The sequence below is a fragment of the Streptomyces sp. CB00455 genome (assembly GCF_001905445.1).
In the GTDB taxonomy this organism is placed as follows: domain Bacteria; phylum Actinomycetota; class Actinomycetes; order Streptomycetales; family Streptomycetaceae; genus Streptomyces.
This window is the reverse complement of the sequence record NZ_LIVQ01000002.1, coordinates 382,587-404,818: the sequence shown is the minus strand read 5'-3', so window position 1 is coordinate 404,818 and position 22,232 is coordinate 382,587. Positions and strand designations below refer to the sequence as shown.

Below are 22,232 nucleotides of genomic sequence, written 5' to 3'. Positions count from 1 at the left end.
AGGCCTACGCGTCCGATCCGGCGGCGATGGCCGCCCGCACCTCCGCCACCCGTTGCGACTCCTCGGCCGCGAACCGCTCCCGGTCGAGGGACTCGGCGATCTCCTCGTCCTGGCGCATGAGCAGGTCCAGGTTGGAATCGCCCATCTCGAAGACGCCCATCTCCAGGTACGCCTTCTGCAGGCGCTCCCCCCACAGCCCGATGTCCTTCACGCACGGCACGATCCGGCTGAACAGCAGCTTGCGGAACAGGTGCAGGAATTGCGACTGCTCGCTGAACTCCTCGGCCTCCTTCCTCGGGACGCCGAAGTTCTCCAGCACTTCCACCCCGCGCAGCCGGTCGCGCATCAGGTGGCAGCCTTCGATCACGAACTCCTCGCGCTCGCGCAGCTCGGCGTCCGTCAGCTGCTTGTAGTAGTCCCGCAGCGCCATCCGCCCGAAGGCCACGTGCCGGGCCTCGTCCTGCATCACGTAGGCCAGGATCTGCTTCGGCAGCGGCTTGTCGGTCGTGTCGCGGATCATCCCGAAGGCGGCCAGCGCCAGGCCTTCGATGAGCACCTGCATGCCCAGGTACGGCATGTCCCAGCGGGAGTCGCGCAGGGTGTCGCCGAGCAGGCCCTGGAGGCTGGCGTTGACCGGGTAGAGCATCCCGACCTTCTCGTGCAGGAAGCGCCCGAAGACCTCGGCGTGCCGGGCCTCGTCCATGGTCTGGGTGGCCGAGTAGAACTTGGCGTCCAGGTCCGGCACCGACTCCACGATGCGCGCCGCGCACACCATCGCGCCCTGTTCACCGTGCAGGAACTGGCTGAACTGCCAGGCGCAGTAGTGCTGCCGCAGCTCGCCCTTGTCCTTGTCGGTGAACTTGGCCCAGTGCCGCGTCCCGTACAGCGTGAGCGCCTCGTCCGGGGTGCCCAGCGGATCGCAGGGATCCACCTCGATGTCCCAGGCGATGCGCTTGGCGCCGTCCCACTGCTTGTCCTTGCCCTTCTGGTAGAGGGCGAGGAGCCGCTCGCGGCCGCCGTCGTACTCCCAGCTGAAACGGGCCGAACCGGAGGCGGGGATCTGCCAGACGCCCTCGCCCGGATCCGTGGTGTAGAGCTCGTGCGTCGACACTGACGCCCCCTCGTCTCACGTACTTGCGTACGGAACTGGACAGTTGGCAGCGTCACACGTTGGTAGACGCGCGGTCAACAAGTCGTGCGCAGGGGATTGACGACCTTGCTGACAGGCAGTCTCATAAGAAGTGACCGCCGGTAACCCAACGAGCGAGGTATCCGAAGCCATGACGACCGTGACCGATCGCACCGCGCTGAGGGACGCACTCGGCCTGCTCAAGGACCGCGAGCAGATAGCCGAAAGGCTGCTCGAATCCTCCGCCAAGCACTCCTTCGATCCCGACAAGGAACTCGACTGGGACGCCCCGGTCATCGAGGGGAAGTACTACTGGCCGCCGGAACTGCTCTCGCTCTACGACACCCCGCTCTGGAAGAAGATGGGGGAGGAGCAGCGCATCGACCTCTCCCGCCACGAAGCGGCGGCGCTCGGCTCGCTCGGGATCTGGTTCGAGATCATCCTCATGCAGCTGCTGGTGCGGCACATCTACGACAAGTCCCTGACCAGCAACCACGTGCGCTACGCGCTCACCGAGATCGCCGACGAGTGCCGCCACTCGATGATGTTCGCGCGCATGATCCAGAAGGGCGGCGCGCCCGCCTACCCGGTCTCGCGCACCCACCACAACCTGGCGCGCGTCCTGAAGACCGTCTCCACCACCCCCGGCTCCTTCGCCTGCACCCTCCTCGGCGAGGAGATCCTCGACTGGATGCAGCGCCTGACCTTCCCGGACGAGCGCATCCAGCCCCTCGTCCGCGGCGTGACCCGCATCCACGTCATCGAGGAGGCCCGGCACGTCCGCTACGCCCGCGAGGAACTGCGCCGCCAGATGCTGACGGCGCCGCGCTGGGAGCAGGAACTCACCCGGATCAGCTGCGGCGAGGCCGCCCGCGTCTTCTCGCTCGCCTTCGTGAACCCGGCCGTCTACGACAACGTCGGCCTGGACCGCCGTGAAGCGCTCGCCCAGGTCAAGGCGAGTGGCCACCGCCGCGAGGTCATGCAGAGCGGCGCCAAGCGGCTCACCGACTTCCTCGACGACATCGGCCTGCTGCGCGGGGTCGGCCGCAGGCTGTGGAAGAGCTCCGGACTCCTGGCGTAGCCGGTGCCCGGTGGCGCACAGGGGCTGCCCGATCCGGAAAGAGCAGGCCTGAGCCGGACGCCGTGCGGTTACCCTGCGGTCATGACCGTACGCGCCTACCGCAGACTGAGCGTCGAGGAGAGGCGGGCCCAACTCCTCGACGCGGCCCTGTCGCTGTTCGCGCACCGGGCGCCGGAGGAGATCTCGCTCGACGACGTCGCCGAGGCCGCCGGAGTGTCGCGCCCCCTGGTCTACCGCTACTTCCCCGGCGGCAAACAGCAGCTCTACGAGGCCGCCCTGCGCTCGGCGGCGGACGTCCTCGAACTGTGCTTCGCCGAACCGCAGCAGGGCCCCCTCACCCAGCGCCTCGCCCGCGCCCTGGACCGGTACCTCGCCTTCGTCGACGAGCACGACGCCGGCTTCGCGGCCCTCCTCCAGGGCGGCAGCGTCGTGGAGACCTCCCGTACGACGGCCACGGTGGACGGCATCCGCCGTGCGGCGGCCGATCAGATCCTCTACCACCTCGGCGTGCCCGCCCCCGGCCCCCGGCTGCGGATGATGGTCCGCACCTGGATCACGGCCGTCGAGGCGGCCTCCCTCATCTGGATCGACGAGGGCAAGCAGCCGGAGGTCGACTCGCTGCGGGACTGGCTGGTCGACCAGTTCATCGCCCTGCTCACGGCGACGGCGGCCACGGACCCGGAAACGGCGTCCGCGGCCCGCGCCGCCCTCGCCCTGGAGTCGGCGGACGGCCCGGTCGGGGTCCTGGCCCGCCGGGTGATCCCGGTGGTCTCCGAGGCCGCGCACCTGCTGTGACACTGGTGGGGTGAGAAGCCAACCCACCCCCTTCGAGGGCGGCCCCATGGACGGCCGGGTCCTCCCGATCCTCCTCGGCCCCACCGGCCACCCCCCGAAGTGGTACGAGATCCCGGTCCCGGCCCCCGGCGGCGGCCCGCCGACGGTGCTCCTCTACGAGCGCGTCCCGGCGGGCTACTCCAAGCGCCTGGGCCTCCAGAAGGGCTGGAAGTACGTCCACACCCCGTCGGGCCACAAACCGAAGCCCCGCTGGCCGTGGACCAAACCGCCGCGCCCCTGACCCCTCGGTCCGTGCCGGCGACGCGGCCAACCGCAGGCCGCCCGCCCGCCGCCGGACAGGGCCCCGCCCGACACCCCCCAGCCCCGGCCACACCCACCCTCCCAGCCCCGGCCGACACCCACCCCGTCCCCACCCCGGCCCCGGCCGACACCCCCTCCGCCCCCCGGCGCAGCTGCCGAGCCAAGGGAGCGGGGCCGGTCCGGGCGCGGTCGCGGTTGCCCGAGGGTCCGGCAGAGGCGCTGGCACGGACCCGCCCGGGCGTAGCCGACCTGGGAACCTTGCGGGCGCGTGGGTCGGATCCCGCCCGGCTCAGCCGGCCCCCCCGGGTCCCCGCCCCCGCGCCCCCCGCCCCCGCGCAGCCGTAGCCCGTCGCCCGGACTAGCGAACCCCCCCCGGAACCGGAAGCCCCGTACCCCGCCGACCACCCCCGGAGGGGTCACGGCAGGGTGAGTACCGCCAGCCCCCCGCCCCCCGCGGCCCGCCTGAAGTCCAGCCGCGCCCCGATGGCCTCCGCCTGCCCGACGGCGATCGTCAGCCCCAGCCCGTGCCCCTTCCCCCCGCTGCGGAACCGCTGTGGCCCGTGCGCCAGCAGGTAGTCGGGGAAGCCGTCCCCGTGGTCCCGTACCGTCACCACGGGCCCGTCCACGGTGAGCACCACCGGACCCCGCCCGTGCTGGTGCGCGTTGGCCACCAGGTTCCCCAGCACCCGCTCCAGCCTGCGCCGGTCCGTCTCCACGTGCGCGTCGCGCAGGACCACCACCTCCGTCGCCGTCCCCGACGCCCGCACCACCCGGCGCGCCAGCCGCCCCAGCTGGTGCAGATCGGTCTCCACCGCCTCGCTGCGCGAATCCAGCCGCGAGATCTCCAGCAGGTCCTCCGTCAGCTGCCGCATCGTGCGCACCCGCTCCCGCACCAGCTCCGTCGGCCGCCCCTCGGGCAGCAGCTCGGACGCCGCCTGCAAACCGGTCAGCGGCGTGCGCAGCTCGTGTGCCACGTCCGCCGTGAACCGCTGCTCGCCCTCCAGCTTCGCCTGAAGGCTCCCCGCCATCGTGTCCAGTGCCCCGGCCACGGTCGACACCTCGTCCTGCGCCCGCGAGGGGTTCTTCGTTCGCGGGTCGTCGACCCGCGCGTCCAAGTCGCCCTGCGTGATCCGCCGGGCCACGGTCGCCGTCTGGTGCAGCCGCCGCGTCACCCGTGTCACCGCGAAGGCGCCGAACAGCAGCGTGCCGCCGATCGCCAGGGCCGACGACCCGATGATCGCGGTGTCGAGCCCGCTGATCGTGCGCGCGCTCTGCCCGTAGTCGACGGCGGTGGCCAGCGCCCGGCCGTCGGCGGGCGCGGCCGCCCACATCGTGGGGTGGCCCTGGTGGTCGGCGAGCACCGTGCCGCGGTGCCCGCCGACCGCCAGCGCCCGCAGCTGCGGCGGCAGCCCGGCCGGATCCAGCCCCGTCTCCGGCGGCAGGGCCTCGCCCGCCTCGTACGCGAGGGAGGCGTCGTGCAGCTTCTCGAGCGCCTTGTCGCGCGCCGCGGCCACCGTCTGCCGGGTCACCTCCACGTGCACGAGCGCACCGAGGACGGCCGCCAGCGCACAGCACATGACCACGATGAAGCACGCCGACTTCCAGGTCAGCGTCGCCGTCCACGCGGGCAGCCGCATCCTCATGGCGTGCCCGGCGCAGAGCCAGGGCCCGGGCCTGGGCCCGTACCGGATCCCGCCCCGGATCCCGGCCGGGCTTCCGGCACGGATCCCGGCCCGGTGCCGCCGGGGCTCGTGCTCGTGCCCGGGACCGGGCTCGCCGCGGGCGGACGCGCTGGTACCCGTACGATCTGCTCGCGCGTCGGCAGCATGGTGCGCTGCTTCTCGTCCCAGGACCAGGCCGTGCTCAGCTCGTAGCCGTTGTTCCCGCTCGGCACCCGCAGGACCACGTCCTGCCCGGCCAGCTCCACCGCGACGACGGTCTGGGTGGTGGCCATGATCCGGTTGAGCCGGCCGTCCGCGTCCGCCGTGTAGACCCGCACCGACATCATCTTGTCGGGGAAGTCGATGCCGACGATCAGCTCGTCCCGGCCGTTGCCCGTGAGATCGCGGTAGTACGGCGTCCGCACCGGGCACGCTCCCGGCTCCACGCCCTCCTTGCCGCAGTCGCGGATCGCGGCCGCGGTCTCGGGCGGCATCCCGTCGGGGCCCACATCGGCGTTCGGGTGGGTCCGCAGTTCCGCCTGTACGAGGGCCACCGGATCGACGTCGTGCACGTTCTGGTCCCGCACGGGCGGGATCCCCTGCACGTACTGCGGCGGTGCGCCCCCCGGATCGGCCGGCGGTACGACGGCGCCCTCGCGGCCGGGCCACAGGTGTACGGGCCCGCTCGCGGTCGGCGTCGCACCGGCCCCGGCCAGGCCGCCGGTGTCGCCGCAGGCCGTCAGCACGGGCAGCAGCAGGGCACACAGTGCGAGCGCGGGCTTCGCGGACATCGCGGAGCAGGCGGCCGGTCGGAAGGGAAACATCCTCAAGGCCGGCCTCCTCCTGTTCTGCGGCGGTCTGAAATCCGGTCGATCGCACCAACCTTATGCGTAGATTCACCCTGTTTGTTCAGCGGCGGTGACCACGATGTCCAGGTCCAGGTCCAGGTCCACGTCCCGTGTCCACGCCGTGCGCCCTTGCCCTGCCCGGGCCCCGGCCCCGCCGCGGCACGCAGCCCGGCCGGCCCGCGCCCCGTCCCCGGCTCGCCCCGCACTTGGCGGACGGCCTGCCTCAGCCCTCGGTCCGCCCGCGCCGCAGCATCGCGAAGCCGAGCCCGGCGGCGCCGACCGCCGCGATGCCGCCGCCCGCGGCGAGCAGCAGCAGGCCCTCGCCCGGGCCGTCGGCCTGCGGGTTCAGGTGCAGTGCCCCGACCGGCCCGTCGGCAACGGCCCGGCCCGCGCTGTCCGCCGCCTTCGGCGCGGACGCGGGAACGACGTGGCCGCTGCGCGTACCCGTCTTGTAGCCGTCACCCGCGACGGCATGGGCGACGCCCGGAGCGGGCGCCCCGCCCACCCAGGACGTCAGCCGGCCGCCGGAGTCCAGCGCCGCGTGCAGCTCGCCGGAACCACCGAAGCCGGTGATGCCGTCGTGGCTGGTCAGGGTGGCTGCCCGCACGCCTTCGGACGTCAGGATGTCGGCCTGGTAGGCGCCCTCGGCCACACGGTAGACCCGCGCCGTGGAAGTGCCGTCCGCGAGGGAGAGGGTCTTGACCAGGATCCGCTGCGGACCCGCCGAGTGCGCGGCCGAGGCCGCCGGCACCCCCTCGGCCAGGGCCGTGACGGCCGGCAGCGCCAGCAGGCTCCCGGCACATGCGGTCACGGCGGCGGCGCGAACGAGAGTGCGGCGGCTGACGGTACTCACGGGAACCCCTCGGGGCTGGTCAGGACCTGGCGTCTCCAGGCGGGCACCAACCTAGGCTCCGGCCGTTGCGGCAGCGCCCCATTTCTGTAACAGCGATGTCGCAGGGTCCCGTCAGAGTCGTTACACCACCGGGGGATTGCCGTGCGCCGCCCCGGCTGCTCCCATGGACGGCGGGGGTGAGGGCCATGAGGGGTCTGAGAGTGCTGCCCGGCGGCCGGCCCGGCCGCGGAAGGCTGTACGTCAACCTGCCCGACGGGCAGGCGGTGGCCTGGTACGACCGGCAGGCGAACCGGATCAGCATCCTCGCGGACGACCACCGCGAGGCGGTCCTGCGGGCGCTGCGGCCCTACCTGAGCGGACCGGTCACCATCGGGCCCCCGCCCGTCCCCACAGCCGCCTGCCTGCTGGCCCTGGCCCTCCCGCCGGACGCGGACCTGGCCCCGAACCGCCCCGGCGAGAGTCTGCTGGGGGAGCTGGAACACGGCCCGGCGGGCACCCGCGCCCGGCACCGGCTGCGCCAGGAACTGGCGGCGCAGCAGCGCGCGGGAGACGCCTTTGACGCGCTGGAGGCCGACGGCTGGCGGGCCCTGCACTGCGTGCCGGTCCCGGGCCTGGGCCGCATCGACCACCTGCTCATCGGTCCGGCCGGCGTCTTCTGCGTCCGCGCGGTTCCCGGCCGCCGCCAGCGCGTCGTGGTGGGCGACCTGCTGGTCACCGTGGGCCGTACGGAGCCCCGCCCCGACCCGCGCCGGCTCCGCGGCGCGGCGGCCCACGCCACGCGCGCCCTGACGACACAGGTCACCCCGGCCCTGGCGGTGGCCGACGCCTCCCGGGTCGAGGTGGCTCCGAGCCTGCGTGACGTGCGCGTCCTCCAGCCCCCGACGGCCGCCGCGGACCTCGCCGCGCTCCCGCCCGCCCTCAAACCCCCGGACATAGAGGCCCTGTTCACCCAGGCCCGGGACGTCCGCACCTGGTTGCCATAGCCCTCGCACACGGCGCGGCGGGACCGGTCAAGCACGCGCGGCCAGGCGCCACGGTCGGCCGCGGGCGGGCGGCCGGACATGGGCTGCCCGGCGCGGTCGGTCAGGCGTGATCGTTCAGTCACGGCGACCGGCCGCGTTCGACCGGCCGCGTTCGACCGGCCGCGTTCGACCGGGCGCGGGCGGCAAGGCGCAGGGCGTCGGGGCGACCGGTCGGGGACGAGCCTTCCGGCGTCGGCCGCCCTCGGCCCGACCCCGGGACCGGTTCCCGCGCCGTTTCCGGGCCCGAGCGGCAGCGGTCCGGTCCCCGTCCCGCCCCGCGCCGCGTCCTCAGGCCGAGGCCCGTTTGCGGGCCGCGGTGGTCTTCTTCGCCGGTGCGGCGGCGGCCGTCTTCGCCGCCGCCGACGTCGAAGCCGACTTGGCCGACGTCGCCTTGGCCGACCTGCCGGACTTGGCGGACTTCGCCGGCTCGGCCGCTGTCTTCACCGTCTTCACCGGCTTGGCCGACTTGGCCGACTTGGCCGATTTGCTCCCGGTGGTCTTCCTGGCAGCCGATGCCGCCGCCGACGCCGTCTTCTTCGCGGTCGTCGCCGTCGACTTCTTCCCGCCCACCGCCTTCGGCGCGGCCGCCGCCGACTTGCGCCGGATCGGCGTCACCTCCGCCTCCGTCCCGCCGCCGCCTCCGCCCCCGCCGCCCCCGCCGGCGTCCGCCCCCGCCTCGCCCCGCGACGCCTTCGCCGCCTGCACGCTCTTCTCCAGCGCCGCCATCAGGTCGATCACCTGGCCCCCGGCCGGCTCGGCCACCGCCTCCGACGGCTCGAACGCCCCGCCCGCCTTCGCCGTGATCATCGCCTCCACCGCTTCCCGGTAGCCGTCGTGCAGCGAGGACATCTCGACCTCGCCCAGCGTCGCCATCAGCGCGTCCGCCAGGTCCAGTTCGGCATCCCGTACCGACACGTCCGCCTCCGGCGCCACCCCCTCCGGCACCCGGATCTCGTCCGGCCACAGCAGCCCGTGCATCGCGATCACGTCGTCGACGACCCGCAGCATGCCCAGCCGCTCCCGCCCCCGCAGCGCGTACTTCGCGATGGCCACCTTCCGGCTCCGCTTCAGCGCCTCCCGCAGCAGCGTGTACGGCTTCGCCGCCGTCGGTCCGTTCGCCGCCAGGTAGTACGCCGCGTCCATCTGGAGCGGATCGATCTCGTCCGCCGGTACGAACGACATGATCTCGATCGTCCTGGCCGTCGCGATCGGCAGCTGCGCCAGGTCCTCGTCCGTGATCGGGATGATCGAGCCGTCGGCCTCCTCATACCCCTTGCCGATCTCGCCGCCCGACAACTCCTCGCCGTCCAGCTCGCACACCTTGCGGTACCGGATGCGCCCGCCGTCGGCCAGGTGGATCTGGCGGAAGGAGATCGAGTGGCTCTCGGTGGCGTTCACGAGCTTGATCGGAATGCTGACCAGGCCGAAAGAAATCGCCCCGTTCCAAATGGATCGCACAGTTCCTCCCATTTCATGGCAATCTCATCCTATGACGCCGATCACATTGGTGGAGGGCCGTCGCATCGCGCTCAGCAACCTCGACAAGGTCCTCTATCCGGAGACCGGCTTCACCAAGGGCGAGGTGCTCCACTACTACGCGACCGTCGCGGGCCCGTTCCTGGCCCACGTCCACGACCGCCCGGCGTCCTTCCTGCGCTATCCGGACGGCCCGGACGGCCAGCTCTTCTTCACCAAGAACCCGCCCCCCGGCACACCCGACTGGGTGAAGACCACCCCCGTGCCCCGCTCCGAGGACCTCTCCGCCCACCAGCTCGTCGTCGCCGACATGGCCACCCTCATGTGGTGCGCCAACCTCGTCGTGGAGTTCCACACCCCCCAGTGGCCCGCCGGGGCCCCGGCCGCCGCCGACCGGATGGTCCTCGACCTCGACCCCGGCGCCCCCGCCACCGTCGTCGAGTGCTGCGCCGTCGCGCTCTGGCTCCGCGACCGCCTCGCCGCCGACGGCCTGCACGCCTACGCCAAGACCTCCGGCTCCAAGGGCATGCACCTGGCCGTCCCCCTGGAGCCGACCCCGTCCGAGCAGGTGTCCGCATACGCCAAGCAGCTCGCACAGGAAGCCGAGCGCGAACTCCCCGACCTGGTCGTCCACCGCATGGCCAAGGCCCTGCGCCCCGGCAAGGTCTTCGTCGACCACAGCCAGAACGCCGCCGCGAAGACCACCGCCGCGCCTTACACCCTGCGCGCGCGGGCCCGGCCCATGGTCTCCGCCCCGATCTCCTGGGAGGAGGTCGAAGGCTGCCGGACCCCCGACGACCTGGTCTTCCTCGCCGACGACATCGCACCCCGGCTCGCCCGTGACGGGGACCTGTTCGCACCCCTGACCGATCCCGGCCGGGCCGGCCCGCTCCCGCCGGCGCGGGGAGGCCGCCCGTGATCCGCGTCGCGCTGGCCGCCGCCGTACGCACCCTGCCGCGCGGCGCCGGGCTGGCGTACGAGCCGAAGTTCGACGGCCACCGCATGGTCGTCGTGCGCTCGGAGACGGATGTGGCCCTCCAGGCGCGCTCCGGCCGGATCGTGACCAGCGCCTTCCCCGACCTGGCGGCAGCCGCGCGCCTGCTGCCCGCCGGGACCGTGCTCGACGGGGAGGTCGTGGTCTGGCACGGGGGCCGCACGGACTTCGCGCTCGTCCAGCGCCGCGCCGCCGCCACGGCCGCCCGGGCCACCGTGCTGGCCCAGACCCTCCCGGCGTCATACGCCGCCTTCGACGTACTGGAGCTGGCCGGGCTCGACCTGCGCGGGCGTACCTACGAGCGCCGCCGCGCCGCCCTGGTCGACCTGCTGCTGCCACTGGGGCCGCCGCTCCAGCCGGTGCCGATGACGACCGACCCGGAGCTGGCCGCCACCTGGTACGAGACCCTGCCGGCCAGCGGCATCGAGGGCCTGGTCGTCAAGCGGCTGGACCAGACCTACCCTGCCGGGCGGCGCGGCTGGCAGAAGCTGCGCCACACGGACGTGCGCGACGCGGCGGTGGTCGGCTTCACCGGAACCCCGCGCCGCCCGCTCGCCCTGGTGCTCGTCCTGCCGGTCGGGGACGAGACCCCCCTGGTGTCCAGCCCGCTGACGGCGGCGCTGCGCGCCGAACTGGCCGCCGTCGTGAGCGCGCGCGGGGCGGCGGCCCCGGCGGGCGCGACCGTCACCGCGATCGGGCTGGGGGAAGTGCCCTACCGGCCGCTCGACCCGCCGCTGACGGCGGAGGTCCGGCACACCTCGGCACGCCACCCGCCGCCCGAAGTGCTGCGGCTGCGGACAGAACTCTGACCCGCGCGGACGGCGCGGGCCAGAGGGGGGTGAAGGTGACTGGAGGGGGAGCGTGCGTAGAGGGGAGGAGAGGGGAGGAGAGGGGAGGAGAGGGGACAGGCCGGGACCGGGGGAGTCAGCTGTGGGCGCCGCGTCCCGCGTCCGGGGGAGCGCCCGGCTGGGCGTGCGGGAACGGGCCATCCGACTGCTTGTGCCCGGCCTCCCGCTCCGCCCGGACCTCGTCGGGGTGGGCGGAGGTGGTCGAGCCGAAGTTCCCGTAGCCCTGCATCTCGTGCGGCCGCAGACCGCCTTCGGGGATCTCCACGTGGTCCCGTTCCTCCCGCACCTCGTAGACCGCGCCGCCCTCGGGCAGGTGCGGCTGGCTCTCGGCCGTGGGAGGCGCGGGTTCCTGCGCGCGAATCCTCTTGCCCAGCCAGAAGGCGCCGATCAGGAAGCCCGCAACGGCAATGCCCACGACCAGGAACCACGCGATGTCGGTCAGGGTCGAGTCCACGCTCAGGGTCGTGTCCATACCCTTAGTTTCCCGCACTTTGTGAGGGTATGCGCCTCTCAGGCCCGGATACGTTGCTGCAAGCGGGGTAACCGCCCCACGTGCCCGGCACATCCACCGGCCCACCCGAACGCAAGGAGGCGGCGGCCATGCCCCGCGGATCTTCCCCCAAGCGCGAACGCCAGTACGAGCACATCAAGGAGAGCGTGCAGCAGCGCGGCGAGTCCGAGGAGAAGGCCGAGGAGATCGCCGCCCGCACGGTCAACAAGGAGCGCGCCCGGGCCGGCGAGTCGAAGACCGCCAGCAAGGAGTCCCTGGAGGACATGTCCTCGTCCCGCCGCGGGGGCCTCCACTCCCACTCCGGCGCCCAGGGGCCCACGTACGACCAGCTCTACGCCGAGGCCCGGCGCCGCAACATCCACGGCCGCTCGGACATGAACAAGGCCGAGCTCAAGCGCGCCCTGGACGACTAGCCCATCGGGGGAGCGGCCACGACGGCGAAGGCGGCGCGGGCGACGAAGCTGTCCCGAGCCCCGAGCCCACCCGCTGCCGCGCGGCCCGGCACCCCGTCTCGCAACGCCGCCGCGGCCTGCCGTGCCTCGAAGGGGGCCGCCCGGGACCCGGGCAGACCTGGATGACGGCGCCGCGCCGGGGGCGAGGGCCTGCGCCGTCACCCGGCCGAGCCGGTGTCGGGAAGGGGCCCGATTCACCCGTGCGGGGTGATCGCCCGGCACTAGGCTGGCCGGGTGAACGCGCGCACCGCCCTGGCGAAATGGCTCGGCACCCTGGATTCCGAGCGCCTGACCGTCCTGTTGGAAGAGCGGGATCTGCCGCTCGCCTCCGGGTACCGGCGGGTCACCACCCTTCGCGAGCTTGCCGAACACCTGCTCACCGACGACTCGGTGGGCCAGGGCCTGATGTCGGGCACCGCCGGAGAATTGGAACTGCTCGCCTCCATCGCCGCTCTGGCCCTGGAGCGGCACGGTCCCGTGGCCGGTGGCGAGGTCGAGGACGGGCCCCGGTATCCCTGGCAGCAGCACCGGCCCGTGGCCCCGGTCGAGCCCGCAGACCGACTGGTGCCGGAGCGGGACGTACTGGCCTGGTTCGAGCCGGGGGAGAAACGCCGGCTCGCGGAGCGGGCCCTCGCCTCGCTACGGGAGCGAGCACTGTTGCTCCCCGCGCCCAAGGGGAAACTGGCGCTGCCGCCACTGCTTCACGTCCGGGCCGCCGGATTCGACGGCTACGGGCGCACCGCCGACCGGCTGCTGACCTCCGCCTACAACGCCCCGGAGGTCAAGCGGATCGCCGCAACCCTCTTCGGCGAGGGCGCGGCCCGTACCCGCGACCAGGCACAGGATCTGATCACCGCCCTGCTCGCCGACCCCGCCAGGGTACGGGCTCTCGTGGCTGACGCCCCCTCGCGGGCAAGGGAACTGCTGGACCACCTGGTTCCGGGCCCGCCACTGCTGCGCACGCACTGCTTCATCAGCCGGTCCGGGGCGCAGTACGCGGGCCCGGACTCCAAGTACGTCTTCCGAGAGGGCGGCAGCGGCGACGAGGGCACGGACTGGCTGGCCGCGCGCGGGCTGTTGGTCCCCGTCGGCCTCGACCTCGTGGAGCTTCCGTACGAGGTCGCCCGTGCGCTCCGCGATGAGGGCGCAGCACCCAGCCCCCGGCTGGAGGCGGAGCCACTGACCGCCACCGCGCCGCTGCCGCCCGGCTGGGAGGGCGAGGGCGCCGCGGCCGCTGCGGCGGCTGCCTGGCGGGCCGAGCTGGTCCTGCGGGCGCTGGCCGCCCAGCCCGTCGCGATCCGCAAGGCGGGCGGGATCGCCGTACGGGACACCCGGCGGCTGGCCAAGGCGGCTGGGGCGCACGAGGCCGACACCCGGCTGTGGCTCGACCTCGCCGTGAACGCCGGCCTCGCCGCACCCCGGGACGACGAGCCGGCCCCGGCTCCGGCGGCCCGGGGCCGCCGTCAGCACCCCAAGTCCCCCAAGCCCTCAGCCCGGCTGCTCCCCACCGACCGCTACGACGCCTGGGCCGCCGCCCCGGCCGCGGGCAAGCTGCTGCCGCTGCTGGCCGCCTGGGCCGTGGTCCCCGAAGTCCTCAGCCACTGGCCGGACCCCGACGAGACCCCGGTCGCGCTCATCAGCCCGAGCGACGAGGAAGCCGTGACCCTGCGCACGGGAGTACTGCGGGCTCTCGCCACCCTCCCCGACGGCCACGGTCTGACCGGGGACGCCCAGGGATACGCCGAACTCCTGGCCCTGGCCGCGTGGTTCCGGCCCGCCCTCCGCACTCACCTGGCCATGGACGACGCCGGAACCCTGACCGGTGGCGACGATTTGCTCGACCGGTTGGCCACCACCCTGGAAGAGGCGGCCCTGCTCGGCGTGGTCGCCCACGGTGCGCTCACCCCCGTCGGACGCGCCCTCGCCCGCCTGCTGGAGGCGGGCGCCGCCCACCACTACCCGGCCGTGCCCGGAGCGGGCGCCGACCCGGCCGCCCGCGGCTCCGAGGGCCTGGGCGAGGACCTCACCCCCCGCCCCGCGCTGGCCCGGGCGGTGACCACCCTTCGCGAAGCCCTCTACACGGCCCTGCCCGAGCCCAGCGTCACCGCCCGCTTCCAGAGCGACCTGACCGCCACCGTCACCGGCGCACCGGCGCCCGCCCTCGCCGACCTGCTGTCCACCGCCGGCGACATCGAGTCCGAGGGACACGCGGTGGTCTGGCGGATCACGGCCGCCTCCGTACGACGCGCCCTCGACGCGGGCTGGAGCGCCGACGAACTCCTCGACCGCCTCACCGCCGCGAGCGAGCGCGACACCCCGCTCCCGCAACCGCTGGCCTACACGATCAAGGACACCGCCCGCACCCACGGACAGCTCAAGGTCGTCCGCTCCGCCTGCTGCATCCGCTCCGACGACACCGCCCTGATCGCCGAGGTGGCCCAGGTCCGCGGCCTGGCCACACTCCGCCTGCGCCGGATCGCCCCCACCGTCCTGATCTCCACCGCCCCTCCCGAGGAGACCCTCACGGCCCTGCGCGCCGCCGGTTACGCCCCCACCCAGGAAGCCGAGACCGGCACCACCGTCCTCGACCGAGCCCCGTCCGAACGCGCCCGCAGCCTCCTCCCCACCCTGGACCAGGCCCACCCCCCGTACGGCGAACCGGTCCGCGGCATCCCGGCCAGCGCCCGCACCCTTGCGACCCGGCTCCTCGGCACTCCCGGCTGACGAACGCCCGTCAAGCGCGGGACAGATCGCCGGCGCCCCGACCCGGTCTCCCCGGCCCCGCGCGTAGCTGCATGTGCACCACACCGCCGCTGCGCGAAGTGCCCCGACGGTCGGCAGGAGGTCGGTAACCACCGCATCGAGGAGGTGCTCCGCAAGTACGCGTGAGAGCCGAGCAGTCGCGGGCAAGGCCCCTGGGTGAATCCTGTGCGCCTTCGCATCGCCGGGGCTGACCTGCGAGGTTCCGGCGAGGCCTGGGCCGAGGACGGGCGGCGGCAGAGGCTGTCGTGCGCCTGCACAGCACGGCAGTTGGCCGCGCATACGCAAAGACCCCGTTCTCAGCGTTTCCGCTGAGGGCGGGGTCTTGTGACACTTACACAGTAAGTGCCCCCGGCAGGATTCGAACCTGCGCACACGGCTCCGGAGGCCGTTGCTCTATCCCCTGAGCTACGGGGGCGCGTCGTTCGCTGTGCGGCGACGGGTTGAACACTACCAGCTTCGCCGGGGTGATCAGGAACCGGTTTGCGGGGGAGAGGGGGGTGGGTCGCCCGCACGGGGTGGAAGTGGGGAAAACCCGGACGCGGGGGCTCGGGTCGACCTACTCTCGAGTTGTGCCAGGCATCTCGGGCCGGGTGCTTGTTGTCGACGACAACAAGGTCATCCGGCAGCTGATCAAGGTCAATCTCGAGCTGGAGGGCTTCGAGGTCGTGACCGCGAACGATGGTGCCGAGTGTCTGGACGTCGTGCACGACGTGCGTCCCGATGCCATCACCCTCGATGTGGTCATGCCCCGGCTGGACGGGTTCGGGGCGGCGGCGCAGCTGCGTGCCGACCCGCGGACCAGAGACGTGCCCGTGGCGATCGTGAGTGCCTGTACCCACCACGAGGTGGACAGCGGCTTCGCGGCCGGGGTGGACGCGTTTGTCGCCAAGCCGTTCGAGCCCGCCGAGCTGGTGCGGGTCGTGCGACGGCTCGTCGAGGGTCGGGAACGGCGCGACGGGAGGAGAGGGACTCCCGCCGGCAGAGGCCGGGGATAGTCCTTCGTCCTTCGTCCTTCGTCCGTTCGCCATTCCTTTGTTCTCGTTTCCTTTTCCTGTCTTCTTTTTTTCTTCCTCGCGTCTTTCTCGATTGCCGTCTGCCGCCGCTCCCGGCGCCCGGTTCCGGGCGGGGTCTGTTCACATGGCGAAACCCTTCGTGGGATGGGGCGGGGTTTCCCCTAGGGTGGGTCTCGTGAATCCCGCCGACCTCCCCCGTGCCGTCGTGCGCGCCCTGCGGTGCGCCGTCGAGGGCGGAGAGCTCGGGGGAGACGTGGCCGTGCCCGGGCGGGTCGTCGTGGAGCGGACGCGGCCCGGTGGGGTCGGGGAGTACGCCAGTCCCGTCGCGTTCCAGATCGCGAAGGCGGCCGGCATGCGGCCCGCCGATGTGGCCCGGGTGCTCGCCCGGCGGCTCGCAGCGGTGCCCGGGATCGAGCGCGTCGAGGTCACCGGGGCCGGGTTCGTGAACTTCGTGCTCCCGCCCCTCTCCGCCCCCCTCGTCATCCGGGGTCTGCCCGGGAGCCACCCGCGCCTTCCCACCGAACCCCTCGCCGTCGCCGACGACGCCCGCGGGCTGCGTGAGCGCCTCCTGTACGGGGCCGTCGCACGGATTCTCCAGACCCAGCCGACCCCTGGGCGCGAGCAGACCCAGCCGCCCCCTGGGCGCGAGCAGCCTCAGCCGCCCCCTGGGCACGAGCAGGCCCCGCCCCTCCGCATCGCCCCCATCGCCCCCATCGCCCGGCGGGACGGGGACGTCGTCGCCCGGTTCGGGGCCGACGCCGTCCGCTGGGCCGTGCTCAGCGTGCCCGCCCGGGAGACGCCCGAGTTCTCCCCGCTGCTGCTCGTGCAGAGCGAGGACAGCGAGTTCTTCCGGGTGCGCTACGCCTTCGCCCGCAGCCGGGCCCTGCTGCGGGGCGCGGCCGACCTCGGATTCGCCCCCGCCCCCGCAGACGTCCCCGACGCCCCCCACCTGCTGCGCGTCCTCGCCGACCACCCCCTCGTCCTCGAAGCCGCCGCGCACCACCGGGCCCCCGAGCGGCTCACCCGCCACCTCGTCGAGCTCGCGGACGCGGCTCTCGACTTCCAGTACCGCGTCCTGCCCCGGGGCGACGAGAAACCCTCGGCCGCCCACCGGGCCCGGCTGGCTCTTGCCGAAGCCGCCGGGTCGGTGCTGGCCGGCGGCCTGGCCCTGCTCGGCATGGACGCACCCGAACGCCTGTGAAGAGTGAAGAGAGAGACCGATGAGCCGTTCCGCGCACCCCGCCGGACCCCGTCACGCCGACGTCCTTCCCGAGGGGCACTACTCCCCGCCGGCCGCCGACCTGAACGCACTCGACGAGAAGGTGTGGGCCCGTACCGTCCGCCGCGGCGACGACGGCGTCGTCCGCGTCGGCGGGATCGAAGTGACCGACCTCGCCGCCGAGTTCGGCACCCCCGCCTACTTCCTCGACGAAGAGGACTTCCGCGCGCGCTGCCGGGCCTGGGCCCACGCCTTCGGCAGCGACGCCGACGTCTTCTACGCCGGCAAGGCGTTCCTCTCCAAGGCCGTCGTGAAGTGGCTGGAGGAAGAGGGGCTCAACCTTGACGTGTGCTCCGGCGGGGAGCTGGCCACCGCCCTCGCCGCGGGCATGCCCGCCGCGCGGATCGCCTTCCACGGCAACAACAAGTCCGCGCACGAGATCCGGCGCGCCGTCGAGGCCGGCGTCGGGCGCATCGTCCTCGACTCCTTCCAGGAGATCGCCCGCGTCGCGCACACCGCCCGTGAACTGGGCGTACGCCAGCCCGTGCAGATCCGCGTCACCGTCGGCGTCGAGGCGCACACCCACGAATTCATCGCGACCGCCCACGAGGACCAGAAGTTCGGTATCGCGGTGGCCGACGGCTCCGCCGCCGAAGCCGTCCGGCGCGCCCTCGGGCACGACTCGCTGGAGCTGCTCGGCATCCACTCCCACATCGGCTCGCAGATCTTCGACATGGCCGGCTTCGAGGTCTCCGCCAAGCGCGTCGTGCGGCTGCTGGCCGCCGTCCGCGACGAGCACGGCGTCGAGCTGCCCGAGATCGACCTCGGCGGCGGCCTCGGCATCGCCTACACCTGCGACGACGACCCGCGCGAGCCCCACGAGATCGCCAAGGCGCTCACCGAGATCGTGGCGCGGGAATGCGAGAGCGCGGGCCTGCGCGCGCCCCGGATCTCCGTCGAACCGGGCCGCGCCATCGTCGGTCCCACCGCCTTCACCCTCTACGAGGTCGGCACCATCAAGCCGCTCGAAGGACTGCGGACGTACGTGAGCGTCGACGGCGGGATGTCCGACAACATCCGCACCGCCCTCTACGACGCCGAGTACTCCGTCACCCTCGTCTCCCGCACCTCCGACGCCGAGCCCATGCTCGTCCGCGTCGTCGGCAAGCACTGCGAGAGCGGCGACATCGTCGTGAAGGACGCCTTCCTGCCCGCCGACCTCGCCCCCGGCGACCTCCTCGCCGTCCCGGCCACCGGCGCGTACTGCCGCTCCATGGCCAGCAACTACAACCACGCGCTCCGCCCGCCCGTCGTCGCCGTGCGCGACGGACAGGCCCGGGTGATCGTGCGGCGCGAGACGGAGGAAGATCTCCTGCGTCTCGACCTCGGATGATTCCCATATTTCTGAGGGAAGGCCCAAGGCCCCCAAAATAGGCGTCTCACTCAATGGACCGAGGGTGGAAACTGATGTCCATTGAGTGAGACTGGTTCCACCCCGCGGGCAAACCGCGCGCGGGGTACTGATGGAAGACGAAAGGCGTAGGTCGAATGATGCGTACGCGTCCGCTGAAGGTGGCGCTGCTGGGCTGTGGAGTGGTCGGCTCAGAGGTGGCGCGCATCATGACGACGCACGCCGACGACCTCACGCAGAGGATCGGTGCGCCCGTCGAGCTCGCGGGCGTGGCCGTGCGCCGGCCCTCCAAGGTGCGCGAGGGCATCGACCCGGCGCTCATCACCACCGATGCGACCGCCCTCCTCAAACGCGGCGACATCGACGTGGTCATCGAGGTCATCGGCGGCATCGAGCCCGCCCGCACCCTCATCACCACCGCCTTCGAGAACGGCGCCTCCGTCGTCTCCGCCAACAAGGCGCTGCTGGCCCAGGACGGCGCCGCCCTGCACGCGGCCGCCGAGCAGCACGGGCTGGACCTGTACTACGAGGCCGCCGTCGCCGGTGCGATCCCGCTGGTCCGCCCGATGCGCGAGTCCCTCGCGGGCGACAAGATCAACCGCGTCATGGGCATCGTGAACGGCACCACGAACTTCATCCTCGACAAGATGGACTCCACCGGCGCCGGCTACCAGGAGGCGCTCGACGAGGCCACGGCCCTCGGGTACGCCGAGGCCGACCCCACCGCCGACGTCGAGGGCTACGACGCCGCCGCCAAGGCCGCGATCCTGGCCGGCATCGCCTTCCACACCCGGGTGCGCCTCGACGACGTCTACCGCGAGGGCATGACCGAGGTCAGCGCCGCCGACTTCGCCTCCGCCAAGCGCATGGGCTGCACCATCAAGCTCCTGGCGATCCTGGAGCGCGCCGCGGACGGCCGGTCGGTGACCGCCCGCGTGCACCCCGCCATGATCCCGCTGACGCACCCCCTCGCCTCCGTCCGCGAGGCGTACAACGCGGTGTTCGTCGAGGCGGACGCCGCCGGACAGCTGATGTTCTACGGACCGGGCGCGGGCGGTTCGCCCACCGCCTCCGCGGTCCTCGGCGACCTGGTCGCCGTCTGCCGCAACAAGCTCGCCGAGGCGACGGGGCCGGGCGAGTCGGCCTACACCCAGCTGCCGGTCAGCACCATGGGGGACGTCGTCACCCGCTACCACATCAGCCTCGACGTGGCGGACAAGCCGGGCGTCCTCGCCCAGGTGGCGACGACCTTCGCGGAGCACGGCGTCTCCATCGATACCGTACGACAGCAAGGACGACCGGACGGGGTCGGCAATGAGGCCTCCCTCGTCGTCGTCACCCACCGCGCGCCCGACGCCGCCCTCTCCGGGACCGTCGAGGCACTGCGGAAGCTGGACACCGTCCGCGGTGTCGCCAGCATCATGCGTGTTGAAGGGGAGTAAGGACCCATGAGCAGCAATCGCACCCACCAGTGGCGCGGCATCATCGAGGAGTACCGGGACCGCCTGCCGGTGACGGACCGGACTCCCGTGGTCACGCTCCGCGAGGGTGGCACTCCCCTCGTCCCCGCGCAGGTGCTCTCCGAGCGCACCGGCTGCGAGGTGCACCTCAAGGTCGAGGGGGCGAACCCCACCGGGTCCTTCAAGGACCGCGGCATGACCATGGCGATCACCCGGGCCAAGGAGGAAGGCGCCAAGGCCGTCATCTGCGCCTCCACCGGCAACACCTCGGCCTCGGCCGCCGCCTACGCGGTGCGCGCCGGCATGGTGTGCGCGGTGCTGGTGCCCCGCGGCAAGATCGCGCTCGGCAAGATGGGCCAGGCCCTCGTGCACGGCGCCAAGATCCTCCAGGTGGACGGCAATTTCGACGACTGCCTCGACCTGGCCCGCGCGCTCTCCGACAACTACCCGGTGGCACTGGTCAATTCGGTCAACCCGGTACGCATCGAGGGCCAGAAGACGGCCGCCTTCGAGATCGTCGACGCGCTCGGTGACGCCCCGGACGTCCACGTGCTGCCCGTCGGCAACGCCGGCAACATCACCGCGTACTGGAAGGGCTTCAAGGAGTACAAGGCCGACGGCCTGGCCTCCCGTACGCCCCGCGTGTGGGGTTTCCAGGCTTCCGGCTCCGCGCCCATCGTGCGCGGCGAGGTCGTCAAGGAGCCGCACACCATCGCCACGGCGATCCGGATCGGCAACCCGGCCTCCTGGGACTACGCGCTCGCCGCGCGGGACGAGTCGGGCGGCTTCATCGACGAAGTGACGGACCGTCAGATCCTGGCTGCCTACCGGCTGTTGGCCTCCCAGGAGGGCGTCTTCGTCGAACCGGCCTCGGCCGCCTCCGTGGCCGGCCTGCTCAAGGCCGCCGAGCAGGGCCTGGTCGACCCCGGCCAGACGATCGTGTGCACCGTCACCGGCAACGGCCTGAAGGACCCCGACTGGGCGATCGCCGGCGCCCCGCAGCCGGTCACCGTCCCGGTGGACGCCGAGGCCGCGGCCGTCCGCCTGGGCCTGGTCTGACGCACCACCCGAGGGCCGGGTTCCGGGGTCGCGAGACCCCGGAACCCGGCAACTCATCCCGTACGACGACAAAAGTGCGGCCCCGGCCGGTCCGGGCGGACGACACGCATCGTGCGCCTCTCGTGCGCCCTATGTCGCGAGGGAACCTTCCTTCGATACGCTGTACTTACATCCGCCACCGCGCACATGACCGCGGTGCTGCCTCCAGGGCCTTCGGGTGTCGTACGTTCTGAAGTACATTCGCAGCGAGGCAGCGTAGATCTCGCACAGTCACAAGGAGTGTCATCGGACGATGGCCGGTCCAGCGTTCCGCGCCGCCGCCGTACGGGTGCGCGTCCCCGCCAGCAGTGCCAACCTCGGCCCGGGCTTCGACGCCCTCGGCCTGGCCCTGGGGCTCTACGACGACGTCGTCGTCCGGGTGGCCGACTCCGGCCTGGACATCGACATCGCGGGCGAGGGCGCCGACACCCTCCCGCGGGACGAGAGCCACCTGCTCGTACGCTCCATGCGCACCGCCTTCGACCTGCTGGGCGGCCAGCCGCGCGGCCTGGAGGTCGTCTGCGCCAACCGCATCCCGCACGGCCGCGGCCTCGGCTCCTCCTCCGCCGCGATCTGCGCCGGCATCGTCGCCGCCCGCGCCGTGACGATAGGCGGGGAGAGCCGGCTCGACGACGCGGCGCTGCTGGAGCTCGCCACCGAGATCGAAGGCCACCCCGACAACGTCGCCGCCTGTCTGCTCGGCGGCTTCACCCTGGCCTGGATGGACGGCGGCAGCGCCCGGGCGATCCGGATGGAGCCCGCCGATTCCATCGTTCCGGTGGTCTTCGTCCCCTCCAGGCCCGTCCTGACGGAGACCGCGCGCGGCCTGCTGCCGCGCACCGTCCCCCACGTGGACGCGGCCGTCAACGCGGGTCGCGCGGGACTGCTCGTGGAGGCCCTGACCAGGCGTCCCGAGTTCCTGCTGCCGGCCACCGAAGACCGGCTCCACCAGGAGTACCGGTCCCCGGCGATGCCCGAGAGCGTGGCACTCGTCAACCGACTGCGGGCGGACGGCATCCCCGCGGTCATCTCCGGCGCGGGCCCCACGGTCCTCGCGCTGGTCGACAACGGCGCGGCCGACAAGGTCGCGCGGCTCGCGGGTGAGGGGTGGGCGGCGAACCGGCTCGCCCTCGACGCCGCGGGCGCGAGCGTACTTCCGCTGGGAACCCAGGGCGGCTGAGCCGGAGCCGACCGGGGCGGGCGGCCAGGGCAGGCCGCCCGCGCGGGAGAGCGCGATCACCGGTGACTGAGAGGGGGAATGTCTGTTGGATCCGGTAGTGTTATTCTCGAGTGCGCAT

At 73.0% G+C, this 22,232-nt stretch carries 20 protein-coding genes and 1 tRNA gene; 14 read left to right on the top strand and 7 right to left on the bottom strand.

Annotated elements, in window-relative coordinates; all coding sequences use genetic code 11:
• Positions 1-4: 4 nt before the first annotated feature.
• On the bottom strand, positions 5-1,111 hold the full coding sequence (locus tag AMK16_RS09245) for a ferritin-like domain-containing protein (protein ID WP_073911593.1): 1,107 nt from the start codon (positions 1,109-1,111) through the stop codon (positions 5-7).
• A gap of 169 nt (positions 1,112-1,280) precedes the next feature.
• Here AMK16_RS09245 and AMK16_RS09240 point away from each other — a divergent pair, with 169 nt between their 5' ends.
• From AMK16_RS09240 to AMK16_RS09230, 3 genes are all read left to right on the top strand, one after another.
• Positions 1,281-2,210, top strand: coding sequence for an AurF N-oxygenase family protein (locus tag AMK16_RS09240; protein ID WP_073911588.1), 930 nt, complete (start codon positions 1,281-1,283; stop codon positions 2,208-2,210).
• An 81-nt stretch (positions 2,211-2,291) separates the two neighbouring features.
• Positions 2,292-3,005 carry a TetR/AcrR family transcriptional regulator gene (locus tag AMK16_RS09235; RefSeq protein ID WP_073911586.1) on the top strand — a complete coding sequence of 238 codons (714 nt, stop codon included), beginning with the start codon at positions 2,292-2,294 and terminating at the stop codon, positions 3,003-3,005.
• A 10-nt stretch (positions 3,006-3,015) separates the two neighbouring features.
• The gene (locus tag AMK16_RS09230; RefSeq protein ID WP_073911584.1) at positions 3,016-3,285 is read left to right on the top strand and encodes a hypothetical protein; all 270 of its coding nucleotides are present in this window, start codon (positions 3,016-3,018) and stop codon (positions 3,283-3,285) included.
• A 436-nt stretch (positions 3,286-3,721) separates the two neighbouring features.
• Here AMK16_RS09230 and AMK16_RS09225 read toward each other — a convergent pair whose 3' ends face one another.
• The 3 genes from AMK16_RS09225 to AMK16_RS34955 form a co-directional block, all read right to left on the bottom strand.
• Positions 3,722-4,948: a sensor histidine kinase gene (locus AMK16_RS09225; RefSeq protein WP_073911581.1), complete on the bottom strand. Its 1,227-nt coding sequence runs from the start codon at positions 4,946-4,948 to the stop codon at positions 3,722-3,724.
• Entirely contained in the window at positions 4,945-5,790 is an 846-nt protein-coding gene (locus tag AMK16_RS09220) for a hypothetical protein (RefSeq protein ID WP_242438699.1), read from the bottom strand. The genes AMK16_RS09225 and AMK16_RS09220 overlap by 4 nt, the downstream gene beginning before the upstream one ends.
• 247 nt (positions 5,791-6,037) lie before the next feature.
• Positions 6,038-6,667 (bottom strand): hypothetical protein, encoded by a 630-nt coding sequence (locus AMK16_RS34955; RefSeq protein ID WP_073911579.1) that lies wholly within the window; start codon positions 6,665-6,667, stop codon positions 6,038-6,040.
• A gap of 185 nt (positions 6,668-6,852) precedes the next feature.
• Between AMK16_RS34955 and AMK16_RS09210 the strand changes: the two genes are divergently transcribed.
• Entirely contained in the window at positions 6,853-7,650 is a 798-nt protein-coding gene (locus AMK16_RS09210; protein WP_073911576.1) for a nuclease-related domain-containing protein, read from the top strand.
• A 327-nt stretch (positions 7,651-7,977) separates the two neighbouring features.
• Here the strand turns inward: AMK16_RS09210 and ku are convergent, their stop codons facing one another.
• Positions 7,978-9,147, bottom strand: coding sequence for a non-homologous end joining protein Ku (gene ku / locus AMK16_RS09205; RefSeq protein ID WP_073911574.1), 1,170 nt, complete (start codon positions 9,145-9,147; stop codon positions 7,978-7,980).
• Positions 9,148-9,178: 31 nt separating this feature from the next.
• On the opposite strand from ku, the gene ligD reads away from it, so the two are divergent.
• Together ligD and AMK16_RS09195 are read left to right on the top strand one after the other, a co-directional pair.
• On the top strand, positions 9,179-10,084 hold the full coding sequence (gene ligD / locus AMK16_RS09200; RefSeq protein ID WP_073911573.1) for a non-homologous end-joining DNA ligase: 906 nt from the start codon (positions 9,179-9,181) through the stop codon (positions 10,082-10,084).
• The gene (locus AMK16_RS09195; protein WP_073913479.1) at positions 10,084-10,968 is read left to right on the top strand and encodes an ATP-dependent DNA ligase; all 885 of its coding nucleotides are present in this window, start codon (positions 10,084-10,086) and stop codon (positions 10,966-10,968) included. Before ligD ends, AMK16_RS09195 begins: the two co-directional genes overlap by 1 nt.
• A 115-nt stretch (positions 10,969-11,083) precedes the next feature.
• On the opposite strand, the gene AMK16_RS09190 is transcribed toward AMK16_RS09195, so the two are convergent.
• On the bottom strand, positions 11,084-11,479 hold the full coding sequence (locus AMK16_RS09190) for a DUF6479 family protein (RefSeq protein ID WP_073911570.1): 396 nt from the start codon (positions 11,477-11,479) through the stop codon (positions 11,084-11,086).
• Positions 11,480-11,607: 128 nt separating this feature from the next.
• Between AMK16_RS09190 and AMK16_RS09185 the strand changes: the two genes are divergently transcribed.
• A complete protein-coding gene (locus tag AMK16_RS09185) occupies positions 11,608-11,931 on the top strand; it encodes a plasmid stabilization protein (protein WP_073911566.1) in 324 nt (107 codons plus the stop codon).
• Positions 11,932-12,204: 273 nt separating this feature from the next.
• Positions 12,205-14,694 carry a helicase-associated domain-containing protein gene (locus tag AMK16_RS37110; RefSeq protein WP_073911563.1) on the top strand — a complete coding sequence of 830 codons (2,490 nt, stop codon included), beginning with the start codon at positions 12,205-12,207 and terminating at the stop codon, positions 14,692-14,694.
• 382 nt (positions 14,695-15,076) lie between these two features.
• Here AMK16_RS37110 and AMK16_RS09175 read toward each other — a convergent pair.
• A tRNA-Arg gene (locus AMK16_RS09175) sits at positions 15,077-15,148 on the bottom strand.
• A gap of 82 nt (positions 15,149-15,230) precedes the next feature.
• On the opposite strand from AMK16_RS09175, the gene AMK16_RS09170 reads away from it, so the two are divergent.
• The 6 genes from AMK16_RS09170 (at position 15,231) to thrB (ending at position 22,114) form a co-directional block, all read left to right on the top strand.
• Positions 15,231-15,728: a response regulator gene (locus AMK16_RS09170; RefSeq protein ID WP_073911559.1), complete on the top strand. Its 498-nt coding sequence runs from the start codon at positions 15,231-15,233 to the stop codon at positions 15,726-15,728.
• Positions 15,729-15,921: 193 nt separating this feature from the next.
• A complete protein-coding gene (nrtL, locus tag AMK16_RS09165) occupies positions 15,922-16,947 on the top strand; it encodes an ArgS-related anticodon-binding protein NrtL (RefSeq protein ID WP_073911555.1) in 1,026 nt (341 codons plus the stop codon).
• A gap of 19 nt (positions 16,948-16,966) precedes the next feature.
• Entirely contained in the window at positions 16,967-18,358 is a 1,392-nt protein-coding gene (lysA, locus tag AMK16_RS09160) for a diaminopimelate decarboxylase (RefSeq protein ID WP_073911527.1), read from the top strand.
• 158 nt (positions 18,359-18,516) lie between these two features.
• Positions 18,517-19,818, top strand: a complete 1,302-nt coding sequence (locus tag AMK16_RS09155) for a homoserine dehydrogenase (protein WP_073913475.1) — start codon at positions 18,517-18,519, stop codon at positions 19,816-19,818.
• Positions 19,819-19,824: 6 nt separating this feature from the next.
• Complete coding sequence (gene thrC, locus AMK16_RS09150; RefSeq protein WP_073911524.1) at positions 19,825-20,895, top strand: threonine synthase; 1,071 nt, start codon at positions 19,825-19,827, stop codon at positions 20,893-20,895.
• Positions 20,896-21,187: 292 nt separating this feature from the next.
• Complete coding sequence (gene thrB / locus AMK16_RS09145) at positions 21,188-22,114, top strand: homoserine kinase (RefSeq protein ID WP_073911521.1); 927 nt, start codon at positions 21,188-21,190, stop codon at positions 22,112-22,114.
• Positions 22,115-22,232 lie beyond the last annotated feature (118 nt).